This is a genomic window from Xanthomonas sp. NCPPB 2922 (assembly GCF_041520885.1).
GTDB lineage: Bacteria > Pseudomonadota > Gammaproteobacteria > Xanthomonadales > Xanthomonadaceae > Xanthomonas > Xanthomonas campestris.
Genome location: NZ_JBGOFY010000002.1, coordinates 268,724 through 291,248, shown reverse-complemented (window position 1 = coordinate 291,248; position 22,525 = coordinate 268,724). Strand labels below are relative to the sequence as shown.

The 22,525-nt window shown below is 66.1% G+C and carries 21 protein-coding genes; 10 read left to right on the top strand and 11 right to left on the bottom strand.

Annotation, left to right across the window (positions count from 1 at the left end; translation table 11 throughout):
• Positions 1–72 precede the first annotated feature (72 nt).
• The 4 genes from ACD584_RS03860 to ACD584_RS03845 all read right to left on the bottom strand — a co-directional run bounded on the left by ACD584_RS03860 (position 73) and on the right by ACD584_RS03845 (position 3,505).
• Positions 73–1,443 (bottom strand): pyridoxal-phosphate dependent enzyme, encoded by a 1,371-nt coding sequence (locus tag ACD584_RS03860; protein ID WP_011035841.1) that lies wholly within the window; start codon positions 1,441–1,443, stop codon positions 73–75.
• 231 nt (positions 1,444–1,674) lie between these two features.
• Complete coding sequence (locus ACD584_RS03855) at positions 1,675–1,893, bottom strand: YdcH family protein (RefSeq protein ID WP_019237985.1); 219 nt, start codon at positions 1,891–1,893, stop codon at positions 1,675–1,677.
• A gap of 341 nt (positions 1,894–2,234) precedes the next feature.
• Positions 2,235–3,125, bottom strand: a complete 891-nt coding sequence (locus ACD584_RS03850; protein WP_076036459.1) for a hypothetical protein — start codon at positions 3,123–3,125, stop codon at positions 2,235–2,237.
• Positions 3,122–3,505: a DUF4398 domain-containing protein gene (locus ACD584_RS03845; protein ID WP_011035838.1), complete on the bottom strand. Its 384-nt coding sequence runs from the start codon at positions 3,503–3,505 to the stop codon at positions 3,122–3,124. Before ACD584_RS03845 ends, ACD584_RS03850 begins: the two co-directional genes overlap by 4 nt.
• A gap of 98 nt (positions 3,506–3,603) precedes the next feature.
• Between ACD584_RS03845 and ACD584_RS03840 the strand changes: the two genes are divergently transcribed.
• A complete protein-coding gene (locus ACD584_RS03840; protein ID WP_012439300.1) occupies positions 3,604–4,737 on the top strand; it encodes a PilT/PilU family type 4a pilus ATPase in 1,134 nt (377 codons plus the stop codon).
• Between the two features lie 517 nt (positions 4,738–5,254).
• On the opposite strand, the gene maiA is transcribed toward ACD584_RS03840, so the two are convergent.
• On the bottom strand, positions 5,255–5,917 hold the full coding sequence (gene maiA / locus ACD584_RS03835) for a maleylacetoacetate isomerase (protein ID WP_076036460.1): 663 nt from the start codon (positions 5,915–5,917) through the stop codon (positions 5,255–5,257).
• 43 nt (positions 5,918–5,960) lie between these two features.
• Positions 5,961–6,950 carry a fumarylacetoacetate hydrolase family protein gene (locus ACD584_RS03830; RefSeq protein ID WP_076036461.1) on the bottom strand — a complete coding sequence of 330 codons (990 nt, stop codon included), beginning with the start codon at positions 6,948–6,950 and terminating at the stop codon, positions 5,961–5,963.
• A gap of 379 nt (positions 6,951–7,329) precedes the next feature.
• Here ACD584_RS03830 and ACD584_RS03825 point away from each other — a divergent pair, with 379 nt between their 5' ends.
• From ACD584_RS03825 to ACD584_RS03815, 3 genes are all read left to right on the top strand, one after another.
• On the top strand, positions 7,330–8,718 hold the full coding sequence (locus ACD584_RS03825) for a DEAD/DEAH box helicase (protein ID WP_011035834.1): 1,389 nt from the start codon (positions 7,330–7,332) through the stop codon (positions 8,716–8,718).
• A gap of 116 nt (positions 8,719–8,834) precedes the next feature.
• Complete coding sequence (gene queD, locus ACD584_RS03820) at positions 8,835–9,188, top strand: 6-carboxytetrahydropterin synthase QueD (protein WP_008576903.1); 354 nt, start codon at positions 8,835–8,837, stop codon at positions 9,186–9,188.
• Between the two features lie 189 nt (positions 9,189–9,377).
• Positions 9,378–9,713, top strand: a complete 336-nt coding sequence (locus tag ACD584_RS03815) for a phasin family protein (protein WP_076036462.1) — start codon at positions 9,378–9,380, stop codon at positions 9,711–9,713.
• A 152-nt stretch (positions 9,714–9,865) separates the two neighbouring features.
• On the opposite strand, the gene bioD is transcribed toward ACD584_RS03815, so the two are convergent.
• Positions 9,866–10,540, bottom strand: a complete 675-nt coding sequence (bioD, locus tag ACD584_RS03810; protein WP_070691739.1) for a dethiobiotin synthase — start codon at positions 10,538–10,540, stop codon at positions 9,866–9,868.
• Positions 10,541–10,811: 271 nt separating this feature from the next.
• Between bioD and ACD584_RS03805 the strand changes: the two genes are divergently transcribed.
• Together ACD584_RS03805 and ACD584_RS03800 are read left to right on the top strand one after the other, a co-directional pair.
• Positions 10,812–11,294 (top strand): GAF domain-containing protein, encoded by a 483-nt coding sequence (locus tag ACD584_RS03805; protein WP_019237988.1) that lies wholly within the window; start codon positions 10,812–10,814, stop codon positions 11,292–11,294.
• Entirely contained in the window at positions 11,291–11,683 is a 393-nt protein-coding gene (locus ACD584_RS03800) for a TfoX/Sxy family protein (RefSeq protein ID WP_011035830.1), read from the top strand. Before ACD584_RS03805 ends, ACD584_RS03800 begins: the two co-directional genes overlap by 4 nt.
• Positions 11,684–12,030: 347 nt before the next feature.
• Here the strand turns inward: ACD584_RS03800 and ACD584_RS03795 are convergent, their stop codons facing one another.
• Complete coding sequence (locus ACD584_RS03795; protein WP_076036463.1) at positions 12,031–12,681, bottom strand: phosphoglycolate phosphatase; 651 nt, start codon at positions 12,679–12,681, stop codon at positions 12,031–12,033.
• Positions 12,682–12,817: 136 nt separating this feature from the next.
• Positions 12,818–13,897, bottom strand: coding sequence for a DNA polymerase IV (gene dinB, locus ACD584_RS03790; protein ID WP_042596505.1), 1,080 nt, complete (start codon positions 13,895–13,897; stop codon positions 12,818–12,820).
• Between the two features lie 206 nt (positions 13,898–14,103).
• On the opposite strand from dinB, the gene fabA reads away from it, so the two are divergent.
• Positions 14,104–14,619 carry a 3-hydroxyacyl-[acyl-carrier-protein] dehydratase FabA gene (gene fabA / locus ACD584_RS03785; RefSeq protein ID WP_076036464.1) on the top strand — a complete coding sequence of 172 codons (516 nt, stop codon included), beginning with the start codon at positions 14,104–14,106 and terminating at the stop codon, positions 14,617–14,619.
• Positions 14,619–15,827, top strand: a complete 1,209-nt coding sequence (gene fabB, locus ACD584_RS03780; RefSeq protein WP_070691733.1) for a beta-ketoacyl-ACP synthase I — start codon at positions 14,619–14,621, stop codon at positions 15,825–15,827. The genes fabA and fabB overlap by 1 nt, the downstream gene beginning before the upstream one ends.
• Before the next feature lie 623 nt (positions 15,828–16,450).
• Here the strand turns inward: fabB and ACD584_RS03775 are convergent.
• Together ACD584_RS03775 and ACD584_RS03770 are read right to left on the bottom strand one after the other, a co-directional pair.
• Positions 16,451–18,475: a M3 family metallopeptidase gene (locus ACD584_RS03775; RefSeq protein ID WP_076036465.1), complete on the bottom strand. Its 2,025-nt coding sequence runs from the start codon at positions 18,473–18,475 to the stop codon at positions 16,451–16,453.
• A gap of 182 nt (positions 18,476–18,657) precedes the next feature.
• Complete coding sequence (locus ACD584_RS03770; protein WP_011035824.1) at positions 18,658–19,761, bottom strand: PLP-dependent cysteine synthase family protein; 1,104 nt, start codon at positions 19,759–19,761, stop codon at positions 18,658–18,660.
• Between the two features lie 129 nt (positions 19,762–19,890).
• Between ACD584_RS03770 and ACD584_RS03765 the strand changes: the two genes are divergently transcribed.
• Positions 19,891–20,313, top strand: coding sequence for a CopL family metal-binding regulatory protein (locus tag ACD584_RS03765; protein WP_076036466.1), 423 nt, complete (start codon positions 19,891–19,893; stop codon positions 20,311–20,313).
• A gap of 97 nt (positions 20,314–20,410) precedes the next feature.
• Positions 20,411–22,219: a copper resistance system multicopper oxidase gene (locus tag ACD584_RS03760; protein WP_076036467.1), complete on the top strand. Its 1,809-nt coding sequence runs from the start codon at positions 20,411–20,413 to the stop codon at positions 22,217–22,219.
• Positions 22,220–22,525 lie beyond the last annotated feature (306 nt).

Sequence of the window (22,525 nt, the reverse complement as noted above, 5' to 3'; positions counted from 1 at the left end):
CGGATTGTAGCAAGCAGGCCTGAATGGCCCATGCCGTGCGTCTCATGCGAGCACGCACGGCGGCGGCACGCATTACTGCACGCGGCGGCGCAGGTAGTTGAGCAGGTCGATACGGGTGATCAGGCCCAGGAACTGGTTGCCGTCCATGACGATGGCGACCTGGCCGCGATCGAACACCGGCAGCAGCGCTTCGATCGGCGAGGCCACGTCCAGACGGTCGAGCTTGCTGACCATTGCAGTGGAGATCGGGTCGCGGAACCGTGCTTCGTCGCCATACACATGCAGCAGCACATCGCTCTCATCGACGATGCCGACCAGCTCGCCATTATCGATCACCGGCAACTGCGAGACGTCGTACAGCTTCATGCGCTGGTAGGCCGTGGTCAGCAGGTCCTTGGGACCCACCACCACGGTGTCGCGCTTGTTGTACGGGCGCAGGATCAGGTCACGCAGGTCGCCGTGCTGTTCGCGCTCCAGGAAGCCGTTGTCCAGCATCCAATAGTCGTTGTACATCTTCGACAGGTACTTGTTGCCGGTATCGCAGACGAACACCAGCACGCGCTTGGGCGTGGTCTGCTCGCGGCAGTACTTCAGCGCTGCGGCCAGCAGCGTGCCGGTGGACGAGCCGCCGAGAATGCCCTCCTTGGCCAGCAGCTCGCGCGCGGTGTGGAAGCTTTCCGCATCGCTGATCGAATAGGCCTTCTTCACCCGCGAGAAATCGGAGATATCCGGCAGGAAATCCTCGCCGATGCCTTCGACCAACCAGCTGCCAGACTTCTCGCTCACCGTACCCTCTTCGATGTACTGGGTCAGGATCGAGCCCACCGGGTCTGCCAGCACCAGTTCGGTCTGCGGCGAAGCAGTGGCGAAGGCGCGCGACAGGCCGGTCATGGTGCCGGAGCTGCCGCAGCCGAACACGATCGCGTCCAGCTGGCCGTCCATCTGCGCCAGGATTTCCGGCCCGGTACCGAACTCATGCGCGGCCGGGTTGTCCGGGTTGCCGAACTGGTTGATGAAGTAGGCGCCAGGGGTCTCCGAGGCGATCTTGGCGGCCAGGTCCTGGTAATACTCCGGGTGCCCCTTGGCCACGTCCGAGCGGGTCAGCACCACATCGGCGCCCATCGCCTTGAGATTGAAGATCTTCTCGCGGCTCATCTTGTCCGGCACCACCAGGATCAGGCGGTAGCCCTTCTGCTGCGCGACCAGCGCCAAGCCAAGACCTGTGTTACCGGCCGTGCCTTCCACCAGGGTGGCGCCGGGCTTCAGGTCGCCGCGCTGTTCGGCCGCTTCGATCATCGACAAGCCGATGCGGTCCTTGATCGAGCCGCCCGGATTGGATGCCTCCAGCTTGAGGAACAGTTCGCAGACACCGGTGTCCAGGCGCTGGGCCTTGACGATCGGCGTATTGCCAATCAGTTCGAGTACGGAGGAATGGATCGCCATCGGGATATCGTCGCTGCGCCGCGCGGGCTAGACCGGTCATTATCCGACGAACCGCCGGGGAATGCTCATTCAGACAGGAAGCGATTGAGCGCGCCGATGAACGCGGGTGTACATCAGCCGCGCTGCCCTGCAACGAGCGGCTGCCAGAAAAGGCGACGCGGACGGTGGCAAGCCGACGAGGAGGCCGCCACCGCCCGCGACGGTGAACTTGTTCTTAGCAGTGGGAGAGGATCAGTGCGTGAGTTGGTCGTACATCCGGGTGAGTTTCTCTTTGGCCTGCAATTTCTCGCGTTTCATCTGGCCTAAGGTCACGTCGTCGATCGGGAGCACCCCGAGTTCGGCATCCATGCATTTCTTGTTCAAGAGCTTGTGCCGTTGGTAGAGCTGCTTGAACTCGGGATCGGACTTCATCAATGCGTCGATTTCGGTCTGCGGTTGCCCTTCGAACATGGCGTTACCTCCTTCACTTAAAACAAGAACGCCCCGGCCAGCAAAGGCACGGGGCGCAGCTTTGGGATGGAAGACCAACGCGTTGCAAAGGCCGACACATGGGCGGAACCACCACCAACCATTCCACCGCGTTGCGTCGCTGCGTGCCTCTGCGTCACTGGCCCGGCCCTCCGTACTTTTCCAGGCAGCGGAGTTGCTGCCTGGAGGTACGACCCTACGCCGGTCGCGGGGGGCGTTCAAGGCCGAAACGGCTGCTTTTGCCGTTCCCCGCGTCAATCAGTGACCGCGGTTCAACCGGGCGTCATCCGCCGGTTAAAAGACCTTAACTTCAACCACTTGGCCTACGGCAGCACAACGACCTCAGCCGCACGCGACTTGCTGGCGGTGCCCTTGGTGCCACTGACCTGCAAGCGCGCGGCGGCAACGCCACCGGCGACCAGGGCATCGCGAAGCGCCTCGGCACGCTTCTTGGCCGTGGCCGCGTCGCTGTCGTAGCCGACGATGGTGACCCGGCCCTTCTTGCCGATCTGCAGGTACTCGGCCAGCGCCTTGGCCTGGCCGGAACCGGCACCGGCCAGGGCCGTCTTGCCGCCAAAGGCGTCGCTGCCGAGCGAGAACACTTCGCCGCGGCCATCGACCTTGGACGACGGCAGCTTGGCCCCGGCCACCAGTTCGGCCTCTTCGTGGGCGAGCTGCAAGGCCTTTTGCTGGGCCGCGTTGAGCTTGGCGGTCTGCTTGCCGGCCACGCTGGTCAGGGCCAGCTCGGCATCCTGGCGCGCCAGGGTTTCCTGCTCGGCCGCCTGGCGCATGCGCTCGGCTTCCTCGGCCTGGATCTGCGCCTGCACCCGCAGGCGTTCGGCCTCCTGCCGGGCGCGGGAGGCATCGCGACGGCTGGCTTCGATCAGCAAGTCGTTGCGGGTGCCTTCCAGACGGTCCAGCTCGCGCCGGGCCAGTGCGGTGCGGGCGGTGAGCTCGGCAATCTCGACCCGGCGGTCGGCCAGGAACACCAGCTCTTCGCGGTCGCGGCGCTTGGCCTCGGCCAGGGCCGCCACGGTCTGTTGCGCCTGCAGGCGCTCGTAGCGGGCCAGGTCACTGGTCTGCGGATCGTTCTGCAACACAGCCAGCCGGCGGTTGAGCGCATCGGCCTGCGGGTCGTCCTTGGCCGCCATCGCCAGCGACGGCAGCGTGGCCAGGCTCAGCACACCGATATAGAGGAAGGGACGCAGTTTCATCGGCCGCCCTCCCCGGTGTTGAGGCTGTTCTGCAGTTGCGCCACTTCCTTGCGGCGTTGCTCCAGCTGGGCGCTGACCACCGCCTCTTCGCTGCGCGCCTTGGCCAGGTCGGCATCGGCGGCGGCGCGCAGGGCGATCTGTGGCACCTGCTTGCGCTGGCGCTTGTCCAGTTGCGCCTGCTGGGCCTGCATCAGTTCCTGGCGGGCCAGATTGACCAGATCAGGGGCGTATTGGTCGGCATCGGCCTGGGTGGCGCGTTGCACGGCCTGTTCGGCGGCAGTGAGCTCCGGCGCCACCTGGGCGGCGGCGGGAGCGGAGAGAACCATGAAACAGGCGATGCCATACAGGGATCGCCGCAAGTATGCGAAGCTAGCCGTCATTAGGGGAGCCGTAGCGAGAAGTCTCGAGCACGGCCATTGTCGGAAGCCTGCGGCGGACTTGCAACGAGACGCTGCTGTTTGTTGGGGAACCATTGCGCATGGATATCGGCTACTTCCTGAAGCTGATGACCGAAAAGAATGCCTCGGACATGTTCTTGACCACCGGCGCGCCGGTGTACATCAAGATCGAAGGCAAGCTTTACCCGCTCGGCAATACGGGGTTGCCGCCGGGGATGGTCAAGAAAATCGCTTACTCATTGATGGACGAAGGCCAGGTGCCGCAGTTCGAGCGCGAGCTGGAACTCAACATGGCCATCGCTCTGTCCGACGCCGGGCGCTTCCGCGTGAACGTGTTCAAGCAGCGCGGCGAAGTGGGCATGGTCATCCGTGCCATCCGCAGCCGGATCCCGAGCATCGAGGAGCTCAACCTGCCGCAGGTGCTCAAGGACGTCATCATGACCCCGCGCGGGCTGGTGCTGGTGGTCGGTTCGACCGGCTCGGGCAAGTCGACCTCGCTGGCCTCAATGATCGACCACCGCAACAGCACCACGACCGGGCACATCCTCACCATCGAGGACCCGATCGAGTACCTGCACAAGCACAAGATGTCGATCGTGAACCAGCGCGAGGTGGGCCTGGACACGCACGCCTTCCAGAGCGCGCTGAAGAACGCGATGCGCGAGGCGCCCGACGTGATCCTGATCGGCGAGATCCTGGACGCCGAAACGATGGAAGCGGCGATCGCCTTCGCCGAAACCGGCCATCTGTGCCTGGCGACGCTGCACTCCAACAACGCCGACCAGACCATCGAGCGCATTCTCAACTTCTTCCCGGAAAGCGCGCACAAGAACGTGCTGATGAACCTGGCACTGAATCTGCGCGCAGTGGTGTCCCAGCGCCTGGTCAAGGGCCTGGACGGGCGCCGCCGCCCGGCCACCGAGGTGCTGCTCAACACGCCGATGATCCGCGACCTGCTGCGTCGCGGGCAGGTGCACGAGGTCAAGCAGGCGATGGAGGAATCGCTGGAAGAAGGCATGCAGACCTTCGACCAGTGCCTGTTCCGGATGGTCAAGACCGGCGAGATCGAGCAGGAGGAAGCGCTGCGCGCGGCCGATTCACGCGACGGCCTGGCGCTGAAATTCCGTCTTTCCGAAGGCGGCTCCGGCGAGCACGATCCGTATGCCGACTACGAGTCGGCCTCGGCGCCGAAGATCAGCCATGGGTTTATTTAGAACGACCAACAAAATGTAGCGTGCGCCTGCCTGGCTGAGCGCAGTGGTTTTATTGGTCGCATCTTGCTGGATGCAGTCAAAAGTCCTGAGCAAAACGCCTGGTCGGTCGAGGGCGCGGTGCCCTCACCGCTTGCGGGACACGCCGTGAATCCTTCCGTGGAGGCTCAGTGGCGGCATCCATGCCGCCACATGGTCCCGCGATCGGCGAGGACACCGCACCAGAAAGTCTGCTGGTTGCTTTGAGAATAGTTACGCGCAACGACCATCTTGACTGGTCCTTGCCCGCCCACCGTCGCGGGACCTGACGCGGCATGGATGCCACGTAAGCGCTTAGAAGGACGTCCTTGCAGCGTGTCCCGCGAGGGTGGGCGGGCAAGGGCACTGCAGCGCTGGCGCAGATCAGCACCCTGCAGTAGACCGGCGTGAGCATCAGCGGCCGCACGCGCATCGATCGCTCTGCGCCCCCCGCATTGCGGAAGGCTGCCCGAACGGCAGATGCGACCGGCATTCTCCGCGTCTAGACTGCCGCGTCAGGCTGCGTTTCCGGCCGTGCCGCATCGAACGCCGGCAGTGCCAGGCAGGCCTGTTCGATCCGCTGCAGCGTCGGATACGGCGCCAACTCCACGGCGAACCGGCGCGCGTTGTAGAGCTGCGGCACCAGCACGCAATCGGCCAGGCCCGGCGTGTCGCCGTGGCAGAACTGCCCGGTCTGTGCGTCGCCCGCCAGGTGGGTTTCCAGCGCTGCCAAGCCTTGCTGCATCCAGTGCGCAGTCCAGTGATGGCGCTGCGCTGGCGAGACGTCCCAGGTGTGCTCCAGGAATTGGGTAACGCGCAGGTTGTTGAGCGGGTGCACATCGCAAGCGATCACCTGTGCCAGCGCCCGCACCCGCGCACGCGCGGCGGGGCCGGTCGGCAACAGCGGCGCGCTGTCCGCAAATGCCTCGTCCAGGTATTCGAGGATGGCCAGGGACTGCGGGATCACCACCTGCCCGTGCCGCAGCGTCGGCACCAGCTCCTGCGGGTTGAGCTGCGCGTAGGCGGCAGCGTGTTGCTCGCCGCCATCACGCACCAGATGCACCGGGTGCGCGACATAGGCCAGCGCCTTCAGCTGCAGGCCGATGCGTACGCGGTAAGCGGCGCTGGAGCGCCAATACGAAAACAGCTCCAGGGGCGCGCTCATGCCTGCCCCTGCCCTGCCGCGTGCGTGAGCATCGGCATCTGGTTCATGGCAGCGGCTGGCGTTCGACGCGCTGCTCGATCGCCCCGAAGATGCTGTGGCCCTGCGCGTCCATCATCTCGATGCGCACTACATCGCCGAACGCCATGAACGGCGTGCTCGGCTTGCCATCGCGCAAGGTCTCCACCACGCGCTGCTCGGCAAAGCAGGAGGCGCCCAGGGATGTGTCCTGGTTGGCAATGGTGCCGGAGCCGACAATGGTGCCGGCCGACAGCGGCCGGGTCTTGGCGGCATGCGCAATCAGCTGGGCAAAGTCGAACTGCATGTCGTGGCCGGCCTCGGGCGCGCCAAACCAGGCGCCGTTGACGTGGGTCATCAGCGGCAGATGCACCTTGTTGTCGCGCCAGGCATCGCCCAGCTCGTCGGGGGTGACAAACACCGGCGACAGCGCCGAGCGCGGCTTGGACTGCACAAAGCCGAAGCCCTTGCCGAGCTCGGCCGGAATCAGGTTGCGCAGCGAGACATCGTTGACCAGGCCGATCAGCTGGATATGCGCAGCCGCCTGCTCAGGCGAGGCGCCCATCGGCACGTCGTCGGTGATGACCACCAATTCGGCTTCCAGATCGATGCCATGGTCTTCGCTGATCACCTTGATGGCGTCGCGCGGGCCGTAGAAGCCGGCGCTGGTGGCCTGGTACATCAGCGGATCGGTGTAGAAGCTCTCGGGCACTTCAGCGTTGCGCGCGCGGCGCACCCGCTCCACGTGTGGCAGGTAGGCGCTGCCATCGACGAACTCGTAGGCGCGCGGCAGCGGCGCGGCCAGCGCCTGCATGTCCAGCGCAAACACGCCATCGGCGCTGCCATCGTCGAGGGAGTCCGCCAGGGCGTTCAGCCGCGGCGCCACGTTGCTCCAGTCTTCCAGCGCGCGCTGCAGCGTCGGCGCGATGCCGGTAGCGCGCACCGCGCTGGTCAGGTCACGCGAGACCACGATCAAGCAGCCGTCGCGGCCGCCTTCCTTCAGGGAACCTAGCTTCATGACCGTCCTGCGGCTGTGGCTGAAGCGCCGATTGTACGACCTGCCGCGCCACGTGGTTGCAGCTGAAACAACTGACCCGTTCCCCAACCGCGATCACACAGTTTTGTGCAGCGCGCCAATCGGGCGTACACTTGCCGGGTCTGCATGCGGCCGTCCGTTTCCCTTAGGGACCGCCGGCGAGGCCAGGATCGATCGATCCGCTCGCCCGCCCCACCCGACGCCTTTCGTGGTGCCGACAAACCCATCGCTCTTTGATTGGGTTGTTCCACCATCTCGCAGCGCGGTTCACGGGAACGCTCCGAGCCTCACTTTTTTGCATCTGCAATGCGTCTGCGCTCCGGGCTCTGCCTGGTGGCGACGCTTTACTTGGAGCTTCCTGATGTCTTTTGAATCCTTGGGCCTGGCGCCCTTCCTGCTGCGCGCATTGGCCGAGCAGGGCTATGAAACCCCCACCGCCATCCAGCAGCAGGCGATCCCGCTCGTGCTGGCCGGCCATGACCTGCTGGCTGGCGCACAGACCGGTACCGGCAAGACCGCCGCGTTCGGCCTGCCGCTGCTACAGCACCTGGGCACCACCCCGCAGCCGGTCAACGGCCCGCGCAAGCCGCGCGCGCTGATCCTGACCCCCACCCGCGAGCTGGCCACCCAGGTGCACGACAGCCTGCGCGGCTACAGCAAGTACCTGCGCATTCCGAGCGCGGTGATCTACGGCGGCGTGGGCATGGGCAACCAGCTCGATGCGCTGCGTCGTGGCGTGGACCTGCTGATCGCCTGCCCGGGCCGGTTGATCGACCATATCGAGCGCCGCAGCGTGGACCTGTCCGGCATCGAAGTACTGATCCTGGACGAAGCCGACCGCATGCTCGACATGGGCTTCTTGCCGTCGATCAAGCGCATCCTGACCAAGCTGCCGCGCCAGGATCGTCAGACCCTGCTGTTCTCGGCCACGTTCGAAGAGAACATCAAGCAGCTGGCGCTGGAGTTCATGCGCAACCCGATGCAGATCCAGGTCACCCCGAGCAACACCGTGGCCGAGAGCATCACCCACCGCGTGCACCCGGTCGATGGCGCGCGCAAGCGCGACCTGCTGCTGCACCTGCTGGCGCAGGACAGCCGCGAGCAGACCCTGGTCTTCGCACGCACCAAGCACGGCAGCGACAAGCTGGCGCTGTTCCTGGAGAAGTCCGGCATCAAGACCGCGGCGATCCACGGCAACAAGAGCCAGGGCCAGCGCATGCGTGCCCTGAGCGACTTCAAGGCTGGCCGCGTGACCGTGCTGGTGGCCACCGACATCGCCGCGCGCGGCATCGATATCGACCAGCTGCCGAAGGTCATCAACTATGACCTGCCGATGGTGGCCGAGGACTACGTGCACCGCATCGGCCGCACTGGCCGTAACGGTTCGACCGGCGAGGCGATCTCGTTGGTGGCACAGGACGAAGCCAAGCTGCTGCGTCAGATCGTGCGCATGCTGGGCCGCGACGTGGAAATCCGCGACGTGCCGGGCTACGAGCCGCAGACCCCGATCCGCTGGGGCAACAGCGCCCCGGGCCGTGCCGAGCAGCCAGGTGGCGATCGCGCCCCGCGCAAGAGCCACGCCCGTCGCCCGCACGGTGACGCACCGCGCCAGGCACATGCGCATGCCGGCCCGAAGAAGCCGGGTGGCCAGCGCAGCAGCGGGCCGCGTCAGGCCACTGCCGGCGCCGGTGCCGGCCGTCGCGACGGTGGTCGTGGTGGCAGTGGCCGGCCCGCCAGCCGCGGCGCCTAACGCCCGCGACTGACGGTAACGACAAGGGCCGCGATGCGGCCCTTGTCCTGTCAGCCATTCCGACGCCGGCGATGTCCGGCCCACCCTTCCTCTGTACCCGCCTGCCGATCAACGCCATGGATATCTTCAAAGTATTTACGCTCGAGGCCGCCCACCGGCTACCCAACGTTCCGCCGGGGCATAAGTGCGCACGGCTGCATGGGCATTCGTTCCGGGTCGAGCTGCACGTCAGCGGCGAACCGGGTGCCGAGACCGGCTGGATCATGGACTTCGGCGACATCAAGGCTGCCTTCCAGCCGATCTACGACCGGCTCGATCACCACTACCTCAATGACATCGAGGGGCTTGAAAACCCCACCAGCGAACGCCTGGCCATCTGGATCTGGCAGCAGCTCAAGCCGGCCTTGCCGCAGTTGAGCGAAATCGTGGTGCACGAGACCTGCACTTCCGGCTGCCGCTATCGCGGTTGATTGGCGCAAATGGTGACCGAAGGCCGCCCTCCGAGGCGGCCTTTCTCGTTTTGAGCGCAACGCAAGCGGTTGATTGGAAACCACTTTTCAGGTCGGTTGGAAAATTTTCAGGAAACATGTTGCATCGCAACAACATCCGCGTATGCTGCAACGCAACAAACGGTCACAGCATTCCCCAAGGGGTTCGCGATGTCGGCGCAGTTCGAAAACAGCTTCACCAGTCAGTTTGCTTCTGCCGCAGCCCGTGCCAACCAGTTGGCGTTGGACACGCTGGAACAGAACGTCAACGCGACCACCAGCTTCTTCGGTGAGTTTGCGCAGGCGCGCGACCTGGGCGCCTACCAGACGCTCTGGCCGAAAGGGCTGCAACTGGCCCGCGACAACCTGGAACGTCTGGCGTCGGTCAACCAGGAAGTGGTTGGCATGGGGCTGAAGATGTCAAGCGAACTTGGGCAGTTTACCAAGCAGCAGTTCGAGACCGGCAGCGATCAGACCGGCGCGACAGGCAAGACCCGGCGCAAGTAACGGCCACAAAATTCAGCGTCTTTGCATGGGTCCCTCCCCCCATGCAATCCGGCCCGACAGATCCCTCCCTCTGTCGGGCTTTTTTATTGTCTGGTGACCGGCGCAGGCGTCGGCCGGCCCTTTCGATGCGGCCGCGCACAAGGCCGCTGCGCTCACTCCGGCAGGCAGATGTGCTGCGCCAGGCCCTCGGCCTGGGCGTTGGGGCGCCACGGAATGCGCCCCCAGCACGGCATCGCCAGGCGCTGGCCGAGCATGCGGATGTTGTCCTCGATGCGCTCCATCTGCGGGTCGATCTCGTTGGCGATCCAGCCGATGCAGCGCAGGCCATCGGCGGCGATGGCCGCGGCGGTAAGGCGCGCATGGTTGATGCAGCCCAGGCGCACGCCCACCACCAGGACCACCGGCAGCTGCAATGCGCGCACCAGATCGGCCTGATCCAGCTGCGCACTCAGCGGCGCCGCCCAGCCGCCGACCCCTTCCACCACCACCACCTCGGCCTGCGCGCGCAGCTGCGCAAAGGCCTGCTGAAGCGGCGCCAGCGACAGGGTCACGCCGACATCGGCGGCAGCCAGTTCCGGGGCCAGCGCCGCAGGCAACGCATATGGATTGAGGGTGGGGTAGTCCGGCTGCGGCTGGCTGGCGGCTTGCAGCGCCAACGCGTCTTCGTTGTGCCAACCCTGCGGGGTGGCGACGCAGCCACTGGCCACCGGCTTCATGCCCACTGCGGTGTGGCCGCGTGCACGCACCGCATGCAACAAGGCCGTGCTGGCAACGGTCTTGCCGATGCCGGTATCGGTGCCAGTGACGTAGAAGGCGGGAAACTGCATGCACCTGTTCCTGCGGCCGCGCCGCCATTGCCGGAGAGGCCGCGCAGCATACCGTGCGGGCGTTTGCTGCACGCGCCTGCGTGGCATCTGCCATGCCTTCTGAAACGAAACAATGCATGGCGGGCCGCTTGGCTGGGCGGCACATGCGGCGCGCGGCCCGGGATGGTCGTGTGCGCGGCGCGCCCCTTGGAGTCCTGCCGGCCCTGCAGCCCGCGCGCCTGCTCCGTTGCGTCGCAACGACGCTGCGGATGGCCGCTGCTAGACTTTGCGCATGTTCGCCACCTCTTCGCTGACCGGCAGCAAGCCGGAACAATATGCCCAGCTCACCGCCCAGGCCCAGGCTCTGGTGCACGGCGAGCCGGACCGGATCGCCAACGCTGCCAACCTGGCCGCGCTGATCTTCAATTCACTGCCGTCGCTCAACTGGGCAGGGTTCTATTTCTACGACGGCCGCGAATTGGTGGTGGGGCCCTTCCAGGGGCTGCCCGCCTGCGTGCGCATCCCGTTGGACAAGGGTGTGTGCGGTGCGGCCGCCAGTACCCGGCAGACTCAGCGCATCGCCGATGTGGACGCGTTTCCCGGGCATATCGCCTGTGATTCGGCGTCGCGGTCGGAGCTGGTGATGCCGCTGGTACAAGGCGACACGCTGATCGGCGTGCTCGACCTGGACAGCCCGGAACTGGACCGCTTCGACGCGGACGACCAGCGCGGACTCGAAGCCATCGCGCAGGTCTTCGTCGGCGCGTTGACGTGACCACCGAACGGCTGCGCAACATCGGCCCCAAGAGCGCGGCCTGGCTACGCCAGGTGGGCCTGCGCACCCAGCAGGACCTGCAGGCCGTGGGCGCGGTTGGCGCGTTTGTAAAAGTGCGTCGTGCCGGATTCAAGCCCAGCCTCAATCTGCTGTATTCGCTGGAAGGTGCGCTTGCCGATTGCCATTGGCAGGAAGTGCCGGAAGCGCGCCGGCATGCCTTGCTGGCCGAATACGAAGCCGCCAGCGCACTGCTGCCGGCCGCACGTGGCCGCCCGGTCGGTGGCCCGGTGGAAACCGTGCATTACGCGCGCGCCGACAGCGATGCGCTGGCAGACGATGCCACCGACGTGGCCGGGGACGACGCGCAACCCGCCACGCACGACGAGTAACGCGGCCGCACGTAGCGCATATGCGTGTGTGACGGGCCGCTAGCGCGCCGCTGCGGCCTGCAAGGTCGGCACGAGCGAAGCGCTTAACGTCTGCCCGTGGCCCAGTCCTCGAAGCGCCGCTATGAGGCTGGGACTGAGGGTGTTGCTGCACCGGCCGCACTGGTCCAGCCGCACGCCGGGCGTGGGCCTCAACCCTCGCTCGCGGACACTCTCGCGATCCGCGCATCTACACATATGCGATTCATTGCAAACTGCGTCAGCGCGCTACATGGGTCATGTACCTCGGCAAAGGACGCGTCCATTACCGCTGATTTGCCGCGTTATCCGTCACTCACCAACGCGCGTGCTCAGTGCAGCACGAGCAGCGCGCGCATGTCGTCGATCACCGCAACCGCGCCGGCATGCTCCACATCGAAGCCACGCAGATAGCCATACCGCACCATCGCCAACGGCATGCCGGCAGCCTGCGCGGCCGCGGCGTCGGTGGCCGAGTCGCCCACCATCAGGCACTGCGCGGGCGAATGCTGGAACTGCTGCGCCAGATGCAGCAAGGGCGCTGCACTGGGCTTGCGTTGCGGCAACGAATCGCCGCCGAGCACCGTCGCAAACTGCGCCGCAATGCCCAGGTGTTCGAGCAAGGGCTGGATGAAACGCGCCGGCTTGTTGGTGCATAACGCCAGCGTGGCGCCTGCGCTGCGCAACGCAGGCAAGGCCTCGGCAACGCCTGGATACAAGCGCGGGTGATGCAGCAGGCTGGCTTCGTAGTGGCGCATCATCACCGGCATTTCGGCGTCCACATCGCGGTCGCTGCCTGCTTCGCGCAACGCGGTGGCCAGCAGCGTGTGCACACCCTCGCCGATCCAGCTGCGCACGGTGGCTTCGGAAAACTGCTGCAGGCCAAGTTCCTGCAAGGTGCCGTTGAGGGCCTCGGCAATATCCGATGCGCTGTCCACCAGCGTGCCATCCAGGTCGAAGATCACCAGCGGATACGGAAACATCGCGTCGCCTTTGCGTGGGGGTGCGCGCAGTGTACGAAGCGGCTGATTCAGGACGTGTCAGTGCAGTGCTGCAATCAACGCGATGCGTGCGGGTGCGTCCGCGGCATCGGTCGTTGCCGCAGGCTGCGTCAGCGCGTTACTGCTGTGGCACCTCGCCGAACAATTCGCCCTGCACCGCCGCCTGTAGCTCGGGGTCGGCAAAACCGCTCAGGCCTACGCCGACCAGGCGGTAACGTGTCTCCGGCGGCAACTCCACGCGCCGGGTCAGCCCCAGCGCGATATCGACCAGCCCCTGCAACGACGCCGGCGGCTGCTCGGGCGTATACGAGCGGGTGAGGATGCGAAAGTTGGAGGTCTTCAGCTTGAGCACCACCGTGCGGCCGATCCGCTCGGTGCGCCGCGTCGCATGCCAGGTCTTTTCGGCCAGGCGCTGGATGTGCGGGTCCAGCGCATCGAGTGCCAGATCTTCACTGAAGGTGTCCTCGGAAGACACCGATTGCACTTCCTGGTCCGGCTCCACCGGCCGCTCGTCGATGCCGCGCGCACGCCGGTACAGGCTTTGCCCGAAACTGCCGAAATGCGCCTGCAGTTCTTCCAGTGGCCGCAAGCGCAGATCACTCACGGTGACGATGCCCAACGCCGCCAGCTTGCCATCCATGACCTTGCCCACACCAGGAATGCGGTTGACCGGCAGCGGCAGCAGGAAGGCATCTACGCGACTGGGCGCGATCACGAACTGGCCATCGGGCTTGCGCCAGTCGGAGGCGATCTTGGCCAGGAACTTGTTGGGCGCAATGCCTGCCGACGCGGTGAGCTGGGTTTCTTCGCGGATCTGGGTCCGGATGAGCTGCGCGATTTCCGTGGCCAACTGCATGCCGGTCTTGGCTTCGGTGACGTCCAGATACGCTTCGTCCAGCGATAGCGGCTCGACCAGGTCGGTGTGCCGGTGAAAGATCTCGCGCACCTGCCGCGACACCGCCTTGTAGCGTGCGAAATCCGGCGGCACGAAGACCGCATCCGGGCACAAGCGCTCGGCGCGTACGGCCGGCATCGCCGAGCGGATGCCGAAGGTGCGTGCTTCATACGAGGCAGCGCACACCACCGAGCGCGCGCCGCGCCAGGCCACCACCACCGGCTTGCCGCGCAGCGACGGATCATCACGTTGTTCCACGGACGCGTAGAACGCATCCATGTCCACGTGAACGATCTTGCGCATCAAGCCAGATTCCCCAGCATAGTCTTGCTGCGCATGATAAATCAGCCGCGTCTCATGCCTTGCGCCAGTCGTTGGCCCGCAGTTGCTGCAGTGCGCAACTGCTTGAAAACACTACGCATGCGTACGGATAAAACGTTTGATTGAACCGTACGGGCTCATGCACGCTTGCCGCCCTCGCCTTTTGCTCCTGCAGGAAACCGTTCGTGATGACTCGTCAAAATGCGTACTCGCGTGACCAATTGCTGGCCAGCGCGCGCGGGGAATTGTTCGGCCCCAACAGCGGCCGTCTGCCGAACGACCCGATGCTGATGTTCGACCGCATCACCGAGATCAACGACAACGGCGGCAGCCACGGCAAGGGCCTGATCCGCGCCGAGCTCGATATCCGTCCGGACCTGTGGTTCTTCAATTGCCACTTCATCGGCGACCCGGTGATGCCCGGCTGCCTCGGCCTGGATGCGATGTGGCAACTGACCGGCTTCTTTCTCACCTGGATCGGTGCGCCGGGCCGCGGCCGCGCGCTGGGCTGTGGCGAGGTGAAATTCACCGACCAGGTGCTGCCCACCGCAACGCTGGTGACCTACGAAATCGAGATCAGCCGGGTCATCAACCGCAAGCTGGTGATGGCACAGAGCGATGCGCGCATGTTGGTGGATGGGCGCGAGATCTACGCCGCCAAGGATCTGCGCGTGGGCATGTTCACTTCGACGGAGAATTTCTGATGCGCCGTGTTGTCGTCACCGGAATGGGCATCAATTCGTGCCTGGGCAATGACCTGGACACGGTCTCCAGCGCGCTGCGCGAAAGCCGCTCGGGCATCACCGCATTACCCGACCATGCCGAAGCGGGTCTGCGCAGCCAGGTGGGCGGCGCGGTGGACATCGACCTGGACGGATTGATTGACCGCAAGCTCAAGCGCTTCATGGGCGATGCCTCGGCCTACGCCTACCTGGCGATGCGCGATGCCATTGCCGATGCCGGCCTGTCGCCCGAGCAGGTCAGCGACCTGCGCACCGGCGTGATTGCCGGCTCCGGCGGCGGCTCCAGCCAGTGGCAGGTGGAAACGGCCGATCTGCTGCGCGCACGCGGCGTGCGCAAGGTAGGCCCGTACATGGTGCCGCGCACGATGTGTTCGGCAGTCTCGGCCTCGCTGGCCACCGCCTTCAAGATCCGCGGCCTGAGCTATTCGCTGTCGGCCGCCTGCGCGACCTCGGCGCATTGCATTGGCGCGGCTGCGGATCTGATCCGGCATGGTGCGCAGGATGTGATGTTTGCCGGCGGCGGCGAAGAACTGCACTGGACCATGAGCGTGATGTTCGATGCGATGGGCGCGTTGTCCACCGGCTTCAACGATCGCCCGGCGGTGGCCTCGCGTCCCTACGATGCGCAACGCGATGGGTTCGTCATCGGCAGCGGTGGCGGCATGCTGGTGCTGGAAGACTACGACCACGCCATCGCGCGCGGCGCCCGCATCCATGCCGAACTGCTGGGCTACGGCGTGACCTCCGATGGCGCGGACATGGTCGCGCCCAGTGGCGAGGGCGCGGTGCGCTGCATGCACATGGCGATGCAAGGGCTGGATCGCCCGATCGACTATCTCAACACGCACGGCACCTCCACCCCGCTGGGCGATGTCACCGAGCTGGGCGCGGTGCGCGAGGTGTTCGGCGACAACGTGCCACCGCTGTCCTCGACCAAGGCGTTGTCTGGTCATTCGCTGGGTGCGGCAAGCGTGCATGAGGCGATCTACAGCATGCTGATGCTGCGCGATGGCTTCATGGCCGGCTCGGCGCATATCGACGAACTCGACCCGCGCGCGGAAGGCTTCCCGATCCTGCGCGCTACACGCGAGGCGACGTTGAACACGGTGATGTCCAACAGCTTCGGCTTCGGCGGCACCAACGGCGTGCTGGTGTTCGGCCGGGTGTAATGGCGGCATGCGGACGCGCGTGATCGCGTTGTGCCGATACGCGGAGGCGGAGATGCGATCCGTGTCCGCGCGGTGCAAGGACTTGCCTGTCTTGCATCTGTGCGGGGACGTTTGGTGCAAATGCTTACACCGGGCAGCCCTGCCAGCATGCGTGTTGACGACACGCACCTGTGAGCGCAGTGAGGTGCAATCACGCTTTACCGCCCTGCGCGAAAGCGCAGGTGCAGCACCTTATTCGTCCCGCAATCGGTCGCAATCTTCCACCGCCGTCCCGACGCTGGTGGGCTGCCCATTCGACTACCTGGAAGCGCTCTGCTCAGCCGCACGCTGCCTGCTGCCGCACGCCATACGGGCCTGATCACGCTTGCGCTGCAAGCGCCTGGCCGCATCGATCTCGGCCCGCTCGCGGTTGGTCCGTTCGATATTTGCGCGTATCTCTTGCTTGACGCGCCTTGCGATGGAGGCCTCGCCGGTTTACGGCACACCCTCTCCGGCCGCAAGCACCTGCAACGCCGGTGCGCTGCCGGGTGATGCGCCATAAAACAAACCACCGCACTCCACGGCGAACGCATGCACTGCGAACGCAGCGCCTGCCAGCGACGGCAGGCGCACGCCTGGCAGGCTCAGCCCGCCATGCCGTTGTGCCGCAGCAGCGCGTCGATCTTGGGCGCGCGTCCACGGAAGGCGCGGAAGTTGTCCGCTGCGCTGCGGCTGCCACCACGCGCCAGCACTTCATGCCGGAACCGCGCGCCGGTGTCGGCCACCTGTTCGGGCGCTTCTTCGAACGCCGCGTAGGCATCAGCGCTAAGCACCTCGGCCCACTTGTAGCTGTAATACCCAGCCGCGTAGCCGCCCGCGAAAATGTGGCTGAACTGATGCGGGAAGCGATTCCACGCCGGTGGGCGATTCACTGCCACTTCGTCGCGCACGCGCTCGATCAACTCCAGCACGCTGTCCTGGGCCGGATCGAAATTGCTGTGCAATTGCATGTCGAACAACGCGAATTCCAGCTGACGCACGGTGAACATGCCGCTCTGGAAATTGCGTGCGGCCAGTAGCCGGTCGAACAGATTGCGCGGCAGCGGCTCGCCGGTTTGCACGTGCGCGGTCATCGCCTGCACACGCTCCCATTCCCAGCAGAAGTTCTCCATGAACTGGCTGGGCAGCTCCACCGCATCCCATTCCACGCCATTGATGCCGGCCACGCCAAGCTCGCCGATACGGGTGAGCAACTGATGCAGGCCGTGGCCCATTTCATGGAACAGCGTGGTGACTTCGCCATGCCGGAACGTGGCCGGCGCATCGCCGCTGCCACGGCCGAAATTGCACACCAGATACACCAGCGGCGTCTGCACGCCCTGACTGGTCTCGCGGCGATTGCGGCAGTCATCCATCCATGCACCACCGCGCTTGCCTTCGCGCGCGTACAGATCCAGATAGAACTGCCCCACCAGTGCGCCCTGCGCATCTTCCAGCCGATAGAAGCGCACGTCCGGGTGCCAGACCGGCGCGCTATCGGGTTTGACAGTCAGGCCGTACAGGCTATGGATCACATCGAACAGGCCAGCCAGCACCTTGGGCTCGGTGAAGTACTGCTTCACTTCCTGCTCGGAGAAACTGTAGCGCGCCTGCTTGAGCTTTTCGCCGGCATACGCCAGGTCCCAGGCTTCCAGCTGTTCCAGGCCAAGTTCGTCGCGCGCAAAGGCTTCCAGTTCGGCACGATCCTGTTGTGCATACGGCTTGGCGCGCACGGCCAGATCGCGCAGAAATCCCATCACTTCGTCCGGGCTCTGCGCCATCTTGGTGGCGATGGAATAGTCCGCGTAGCTGGCAAAGCCCAGCAGCTGTGCCAGCTCGGCGCGCAGGGCCAGGATGCGCTGGATGGTGGCACTGTTGTCCAGCGCGGCATCGCCGAATTCGGAGGCGCGCTCGGCATTGGCGCGGTACAACAGCGCGCGCAGTTCGCGGCTGTCGGCATCGCTCTGCACCGGCAGGTAGCACGGCATCTGCAAGGTGAATTTCCAGCCGGCAACTCCGTCCTTTTCCGCCGCCGCGCGCGCGGCGGCAACCACTTCGGACGGCAGCCCCGACAACTGGGTTTCGTCCTGCGTCACATGCGCCCACGCGTCGGTGGCGTCGAGCACGTTCTGCGAAAACCTGGCGGCCAGGCCGGACAGCTCTTCCTGGATCTGTGCAAAGCGCGCCTTGGAGGCGTCGTCCAGTTCGGCGCCGCCCAGGCGGAAATCGCGCAGCGCGTTGTCGAGTACCTTGCGCCGGGCTTCGTCGTAGTGCGCAGCTTCCGGCGAGGCGGCCAGCGCCTTGTATTGCGCGTACAGGGCCAGGTTCTGCGCCAGTGCACTGCCGAAGCGGCTGACCTTGGGCAGATTGCTGTTGTAGGCCTCGCGCAACTCGGGGGTATTCATCACTGCCTGCAGGTGGCCGACCTGGCCCCAGGCGCGCCACAGGCGCTCGGTGGCATCATCCAGCGGCACCACGAAGCTGTCCCAGCTGACCGGGCTGACCTGTTCGGCCGCCTTCACCGCTGCCTCGGCATCGGCCAGCAGCTGATCGATCGCCGGGCCCACATGGTCGGGGCGGATCGCATCGAAGGACGGCAGTCCGGAAAAGTCGAGTAGCGGGTTGGTCATGGGAGCTCCAGCAATAGGGTGGATCAGGGGGCATCGGAGGGCGCGCAGGACCGCGCGTGGCCTCGTCAGGGTGCGGCTGTTGGGTCGGTCACTATGTGTGCGTGAAGCACCGCCGATCCCGACACCGAGCGCACACACCTGGTGGCGCGCACGTTGCGACAGCAGCACCTAGCAGATGGCGCTCATTCCAGCGCAGCACAAGGCAGCGCGGGTAACGCCGCGCCGGCCACGGCCGCGGCAATGGCCGCGTCGCTGGCGTCCACGTCGATCTCGCGCGCCACATACCAGGCCGGATCGTAGTAGCTGTGCGCATAACGCTCGCCGGCATCGCACAGGATGGTGACGATGGAGCCCTGCCGGCCCTCGTCACGCATGCGCTGGGCCGCCTGCAGCACGCCGACGAAGTTGGTGCCGGTGGAGCCGCCGACACGCTTGCCCAGCGTGGCGCTCACATGCCGCATGGCCGCCAGGCTCAGGGCGTCTGGCACCTTGATCATCACATCCACGCAGCTGGCGATGAAGCTGGACTCCACCCGCGGGCGGCCGATGCCTTCGATGCGCGAGCCGCCGGTGATGGCCAGTTCCTTGGGGCACTGCCCGTCCACGGCGCGGCAATAACCGTCGAAGAACACCGACACCTCCGGGTCCGCGCACAGAATGCGGGTGTCGTGACGCCGGTAGCGCACATAGCGGCCCAGCGTGGCGCTGGTGCCGCCGGTGCCGGGGCTGCAGACAATCCACTCCGGAATGGGATGCGGTTCTTCGGAAAGCTGCTTGAAGATCGACTCGGCGATGTTGTTGTTGGCGCGCCAGTCGGTGGCGCGCTCGGCGTAGGTGAACTGGTCCATGAAGTGCCCGCCGGTCTCGCGCGCCAGCTGGTGCGAGGCGCTGTCCAGGTCGCAGGCACGTTCGACCAGATGGCAGCGCCCGCCCTGGAATGCGATGGCGGCGATCTTCTCCGGCGAGGTCGAGGCCGGCATCACCGCGATGAAGGGCACCCCGAGCAGGCGCGCGAAATAGGCCTCCGACACCGCGGTGGAGCCGCTGGAGGCCTCGATCACCGGCCGGCCTTCGCGCAGCCAGCCGTTGGCCAGCGCGTACAGGAACAGCGAGCGCGCCAGCCGGTGCTTGAGGCTGCCGGTGGGGTGGCTGGACTCGTCCTTGAAGTACAGGTCGATGCCCGGATACCCCGGCAGGTCCATCGGAATCAGGTGGGTATCGGCCGAGCGGTTGAAATCGGCTTCGATCTTCTGGATGGCGGCGGCCACCCACTGGCGCTGCGACATGGCAAGGCTGTGCTGCGAGAGAAGCGTTGATTCTACCGCCGCCGCGCATATGCCATGGGCGGCGGGTCATCCGGGCAGCCACGGCGCCGATGGTATGCTCGGTGTACCTGCCCGCTCGCCCGATTCCCCGTGCCGCATTGCCTGCTTCGCCTGCTGCTGTGCCTGTGCCTGGTTGCCAATACGGCCACTGGCGCGTGGGCGTCGGTGGGCATGGCGATGCCGGCCATGGGCTCGGCCGCGATGGGGTCGGCGGCGATGGCCGCGACAGCGCGTGGCATGCACGCGGCCGCGCCGGACGCACTGCCGTGTCATGAAGACATGGCCTCGCCCGCTGCGATGCCGCAGGCGGACACGGATCACGCGGCGCATGCAGGCAAAGGCGACTGCTGCAAATTGGGCAGCTGCGACTGCCTGCAGCACTGCAGCCTGGCCCTGCTGACGCTGCCGGCGGTGCCTGCGGCGCTGGCCGGCCGCCCCGCAATGCCGGGCGCCCTGGCCGAGGGGCGCGCCAACCCGGTGCCCGAGCAACCGGTCCGACCTCCCATCGCCTGAGCCTCGACGGCAGCAGCCGTCGTCGCCCCTGCGCGCGTGCGCAGGGCCCATTGCGATACGCGTGGCCTGCACCCTGTGGGCCTCGCCTGGAGGCTTCATGTCATTCGATCCCTTGTCCAACGGCGGGCTGGCCCGCCGCCGCTTCGTGCACGGCCTGGCGCTGGGCGGCGTTGCCGCGGCCACCGGCCTGTGGCGCAGCGAGGCACGCGCCACCCCCACCTACGCCACGCCCGCCGTCCTGCGTGGCAGCGCCGCGGCGCTGCAGATCGGCCGCATGCCGGTCAACCTCACCGGCCGCGCGCGCAGCGCCATCACCGTCAACCAGTCGCTGCCGGCGCCCACGCTGCGCTGGCGCGAGGGCGACACCGTCAGCGTGCGGGTGCGTAACGCCCTGGCCGACCAGTTCACCTCCGTGCATTGGCACGGCCTGCTGCTGCCGGCCAACATGGACGGCGTGCCCGGCATGAGTTTCGACGGCATCGCGCCGGGCCGGGAGTACCTGTACCGCTTCGCGCTGCGCCAATCCGGCACGTACTGGTATCACAGCCATTCGATGTTCCAGGAGCAGGCCGGGCTATACGGCGCGATCGTGATCGATCCGCTGGCACCACCGCCCTACCGGTTTGATCGCGAGCACGTGGTGCTGCTGTCGGACTGGACCGATCTGGACCCGGCCGCGCTGTTCCGCCGGCTCAAGCAGATGCCCAGCCACGACAACTACGCCCAGCGCACCGTGGGCGACTTCGTGCGTGATGCGCGCGAAGACGGGCTGCGCGCCACGTTGGCCGACCGCGGCATGTGGGGGCGCATGCGCATGACCCCGACCGACCTGTCCGACGTGAACGCCAACACCTATACCTACCTGCTCAACGGCGTGGCGCCGGCCGGCAACTGGACGGGGCTATTCAAGCCTGGCGAAAAGGTGCTGCTGCGTTTCATCAATGGTTCGTCGATGACGTATTTCGATCTCCGCATCCCCGGGCTGCGCATGACCGTGGTCGCCGCCGACGGCCAGTATGTGCATCCGGTCAGCGTGGACGAGTTGCGCATTGCCGCCGCCGAAACCTTCGATGTCCTCGTCGAACCCATCGGCCAGGATGCCTTTACGCTGTTCGCACAGGACATGGGCCGCACTGGCTTCGCATGCGGCACGCTGGCGGTGCGCCACGGCTTGCAGGCGCCGATTCCGGCACAGGATCCACGCGCCATCCTCACCATGCAGGACATGGGGCACGGCGATGGGATGGCGCATGGCGCTATGCATGACATGCCGGCACAGCACGGCGCATCGCCGGCGGATCCGCATGCGGGCCACCCCGTGCAGCACGATCCATCTGCGCACGCCATGCAACAGCACGGCCACGCCAGCGCGCCCTCGCGCGCGCCACACCACCCCGCCAGCGAAGACAACAACCCGCTGATCGACATGCGCAGCAATGCCAGCGCACCGCGGCTGGACGACCCCGGCATTGGTTTGCGCAACAACGGCCGCCGCGTGCTCTGTTACGGCTATCTGCACAGCCTGTTCGACGACCCGGACGGCCGCGCACCGGGCCGCGAAATCGAGTTACACCTGACCGGCCATATGGAAAAGTTTGCCTGGTCCTTCGACGGCATCGCCTTCGCCTCGGCCGAGCCTTTGCGGCTGCAGTACGGCGAGCGGCTACGCATCGTGCTGGTCAACGACACCATGATGCAGCACCCCATCCACCTGCACGGCATGTGGAGCGATCTGGAAGATGCCGATGGCAACTTCCAGGTGCGCAAACACACCATCGACATGCCGCCCGGCACACGCCGCAGCTACCGCGTACGCGCCGATGCGCTGGGCCGCTGGGCCTACCACTGCCATCTGCTTTACCACATGGAAGCGGGCATGATGCGCGAAGTGCGGGTGGAGGCATGAACGCCATGCAGACCCGTCATGTTCTATTGGTCGCCGTCATCGCCAGCGCGACCGCAACTGCGCAAGATCATGCGCATCACCAGATGCATGCTGCAACAGCGGTGCAGGTGGACAGTGTGCAGGCGATGGAGATGCCTGAGCTCAAGCGTATGGATGATGTGGATGAAGCTGCAGTGGGAGCTGCTGCATCCGCGCCCACTTCAGTCTCTGGTGCTGCTGCGGCGTCGACATCAGCGTCTTCTCTGCAGGCGGCCACGCAGGCCGCGCCGCCAGTGGAAATGGATCACGTGCACATGCAGCACACAG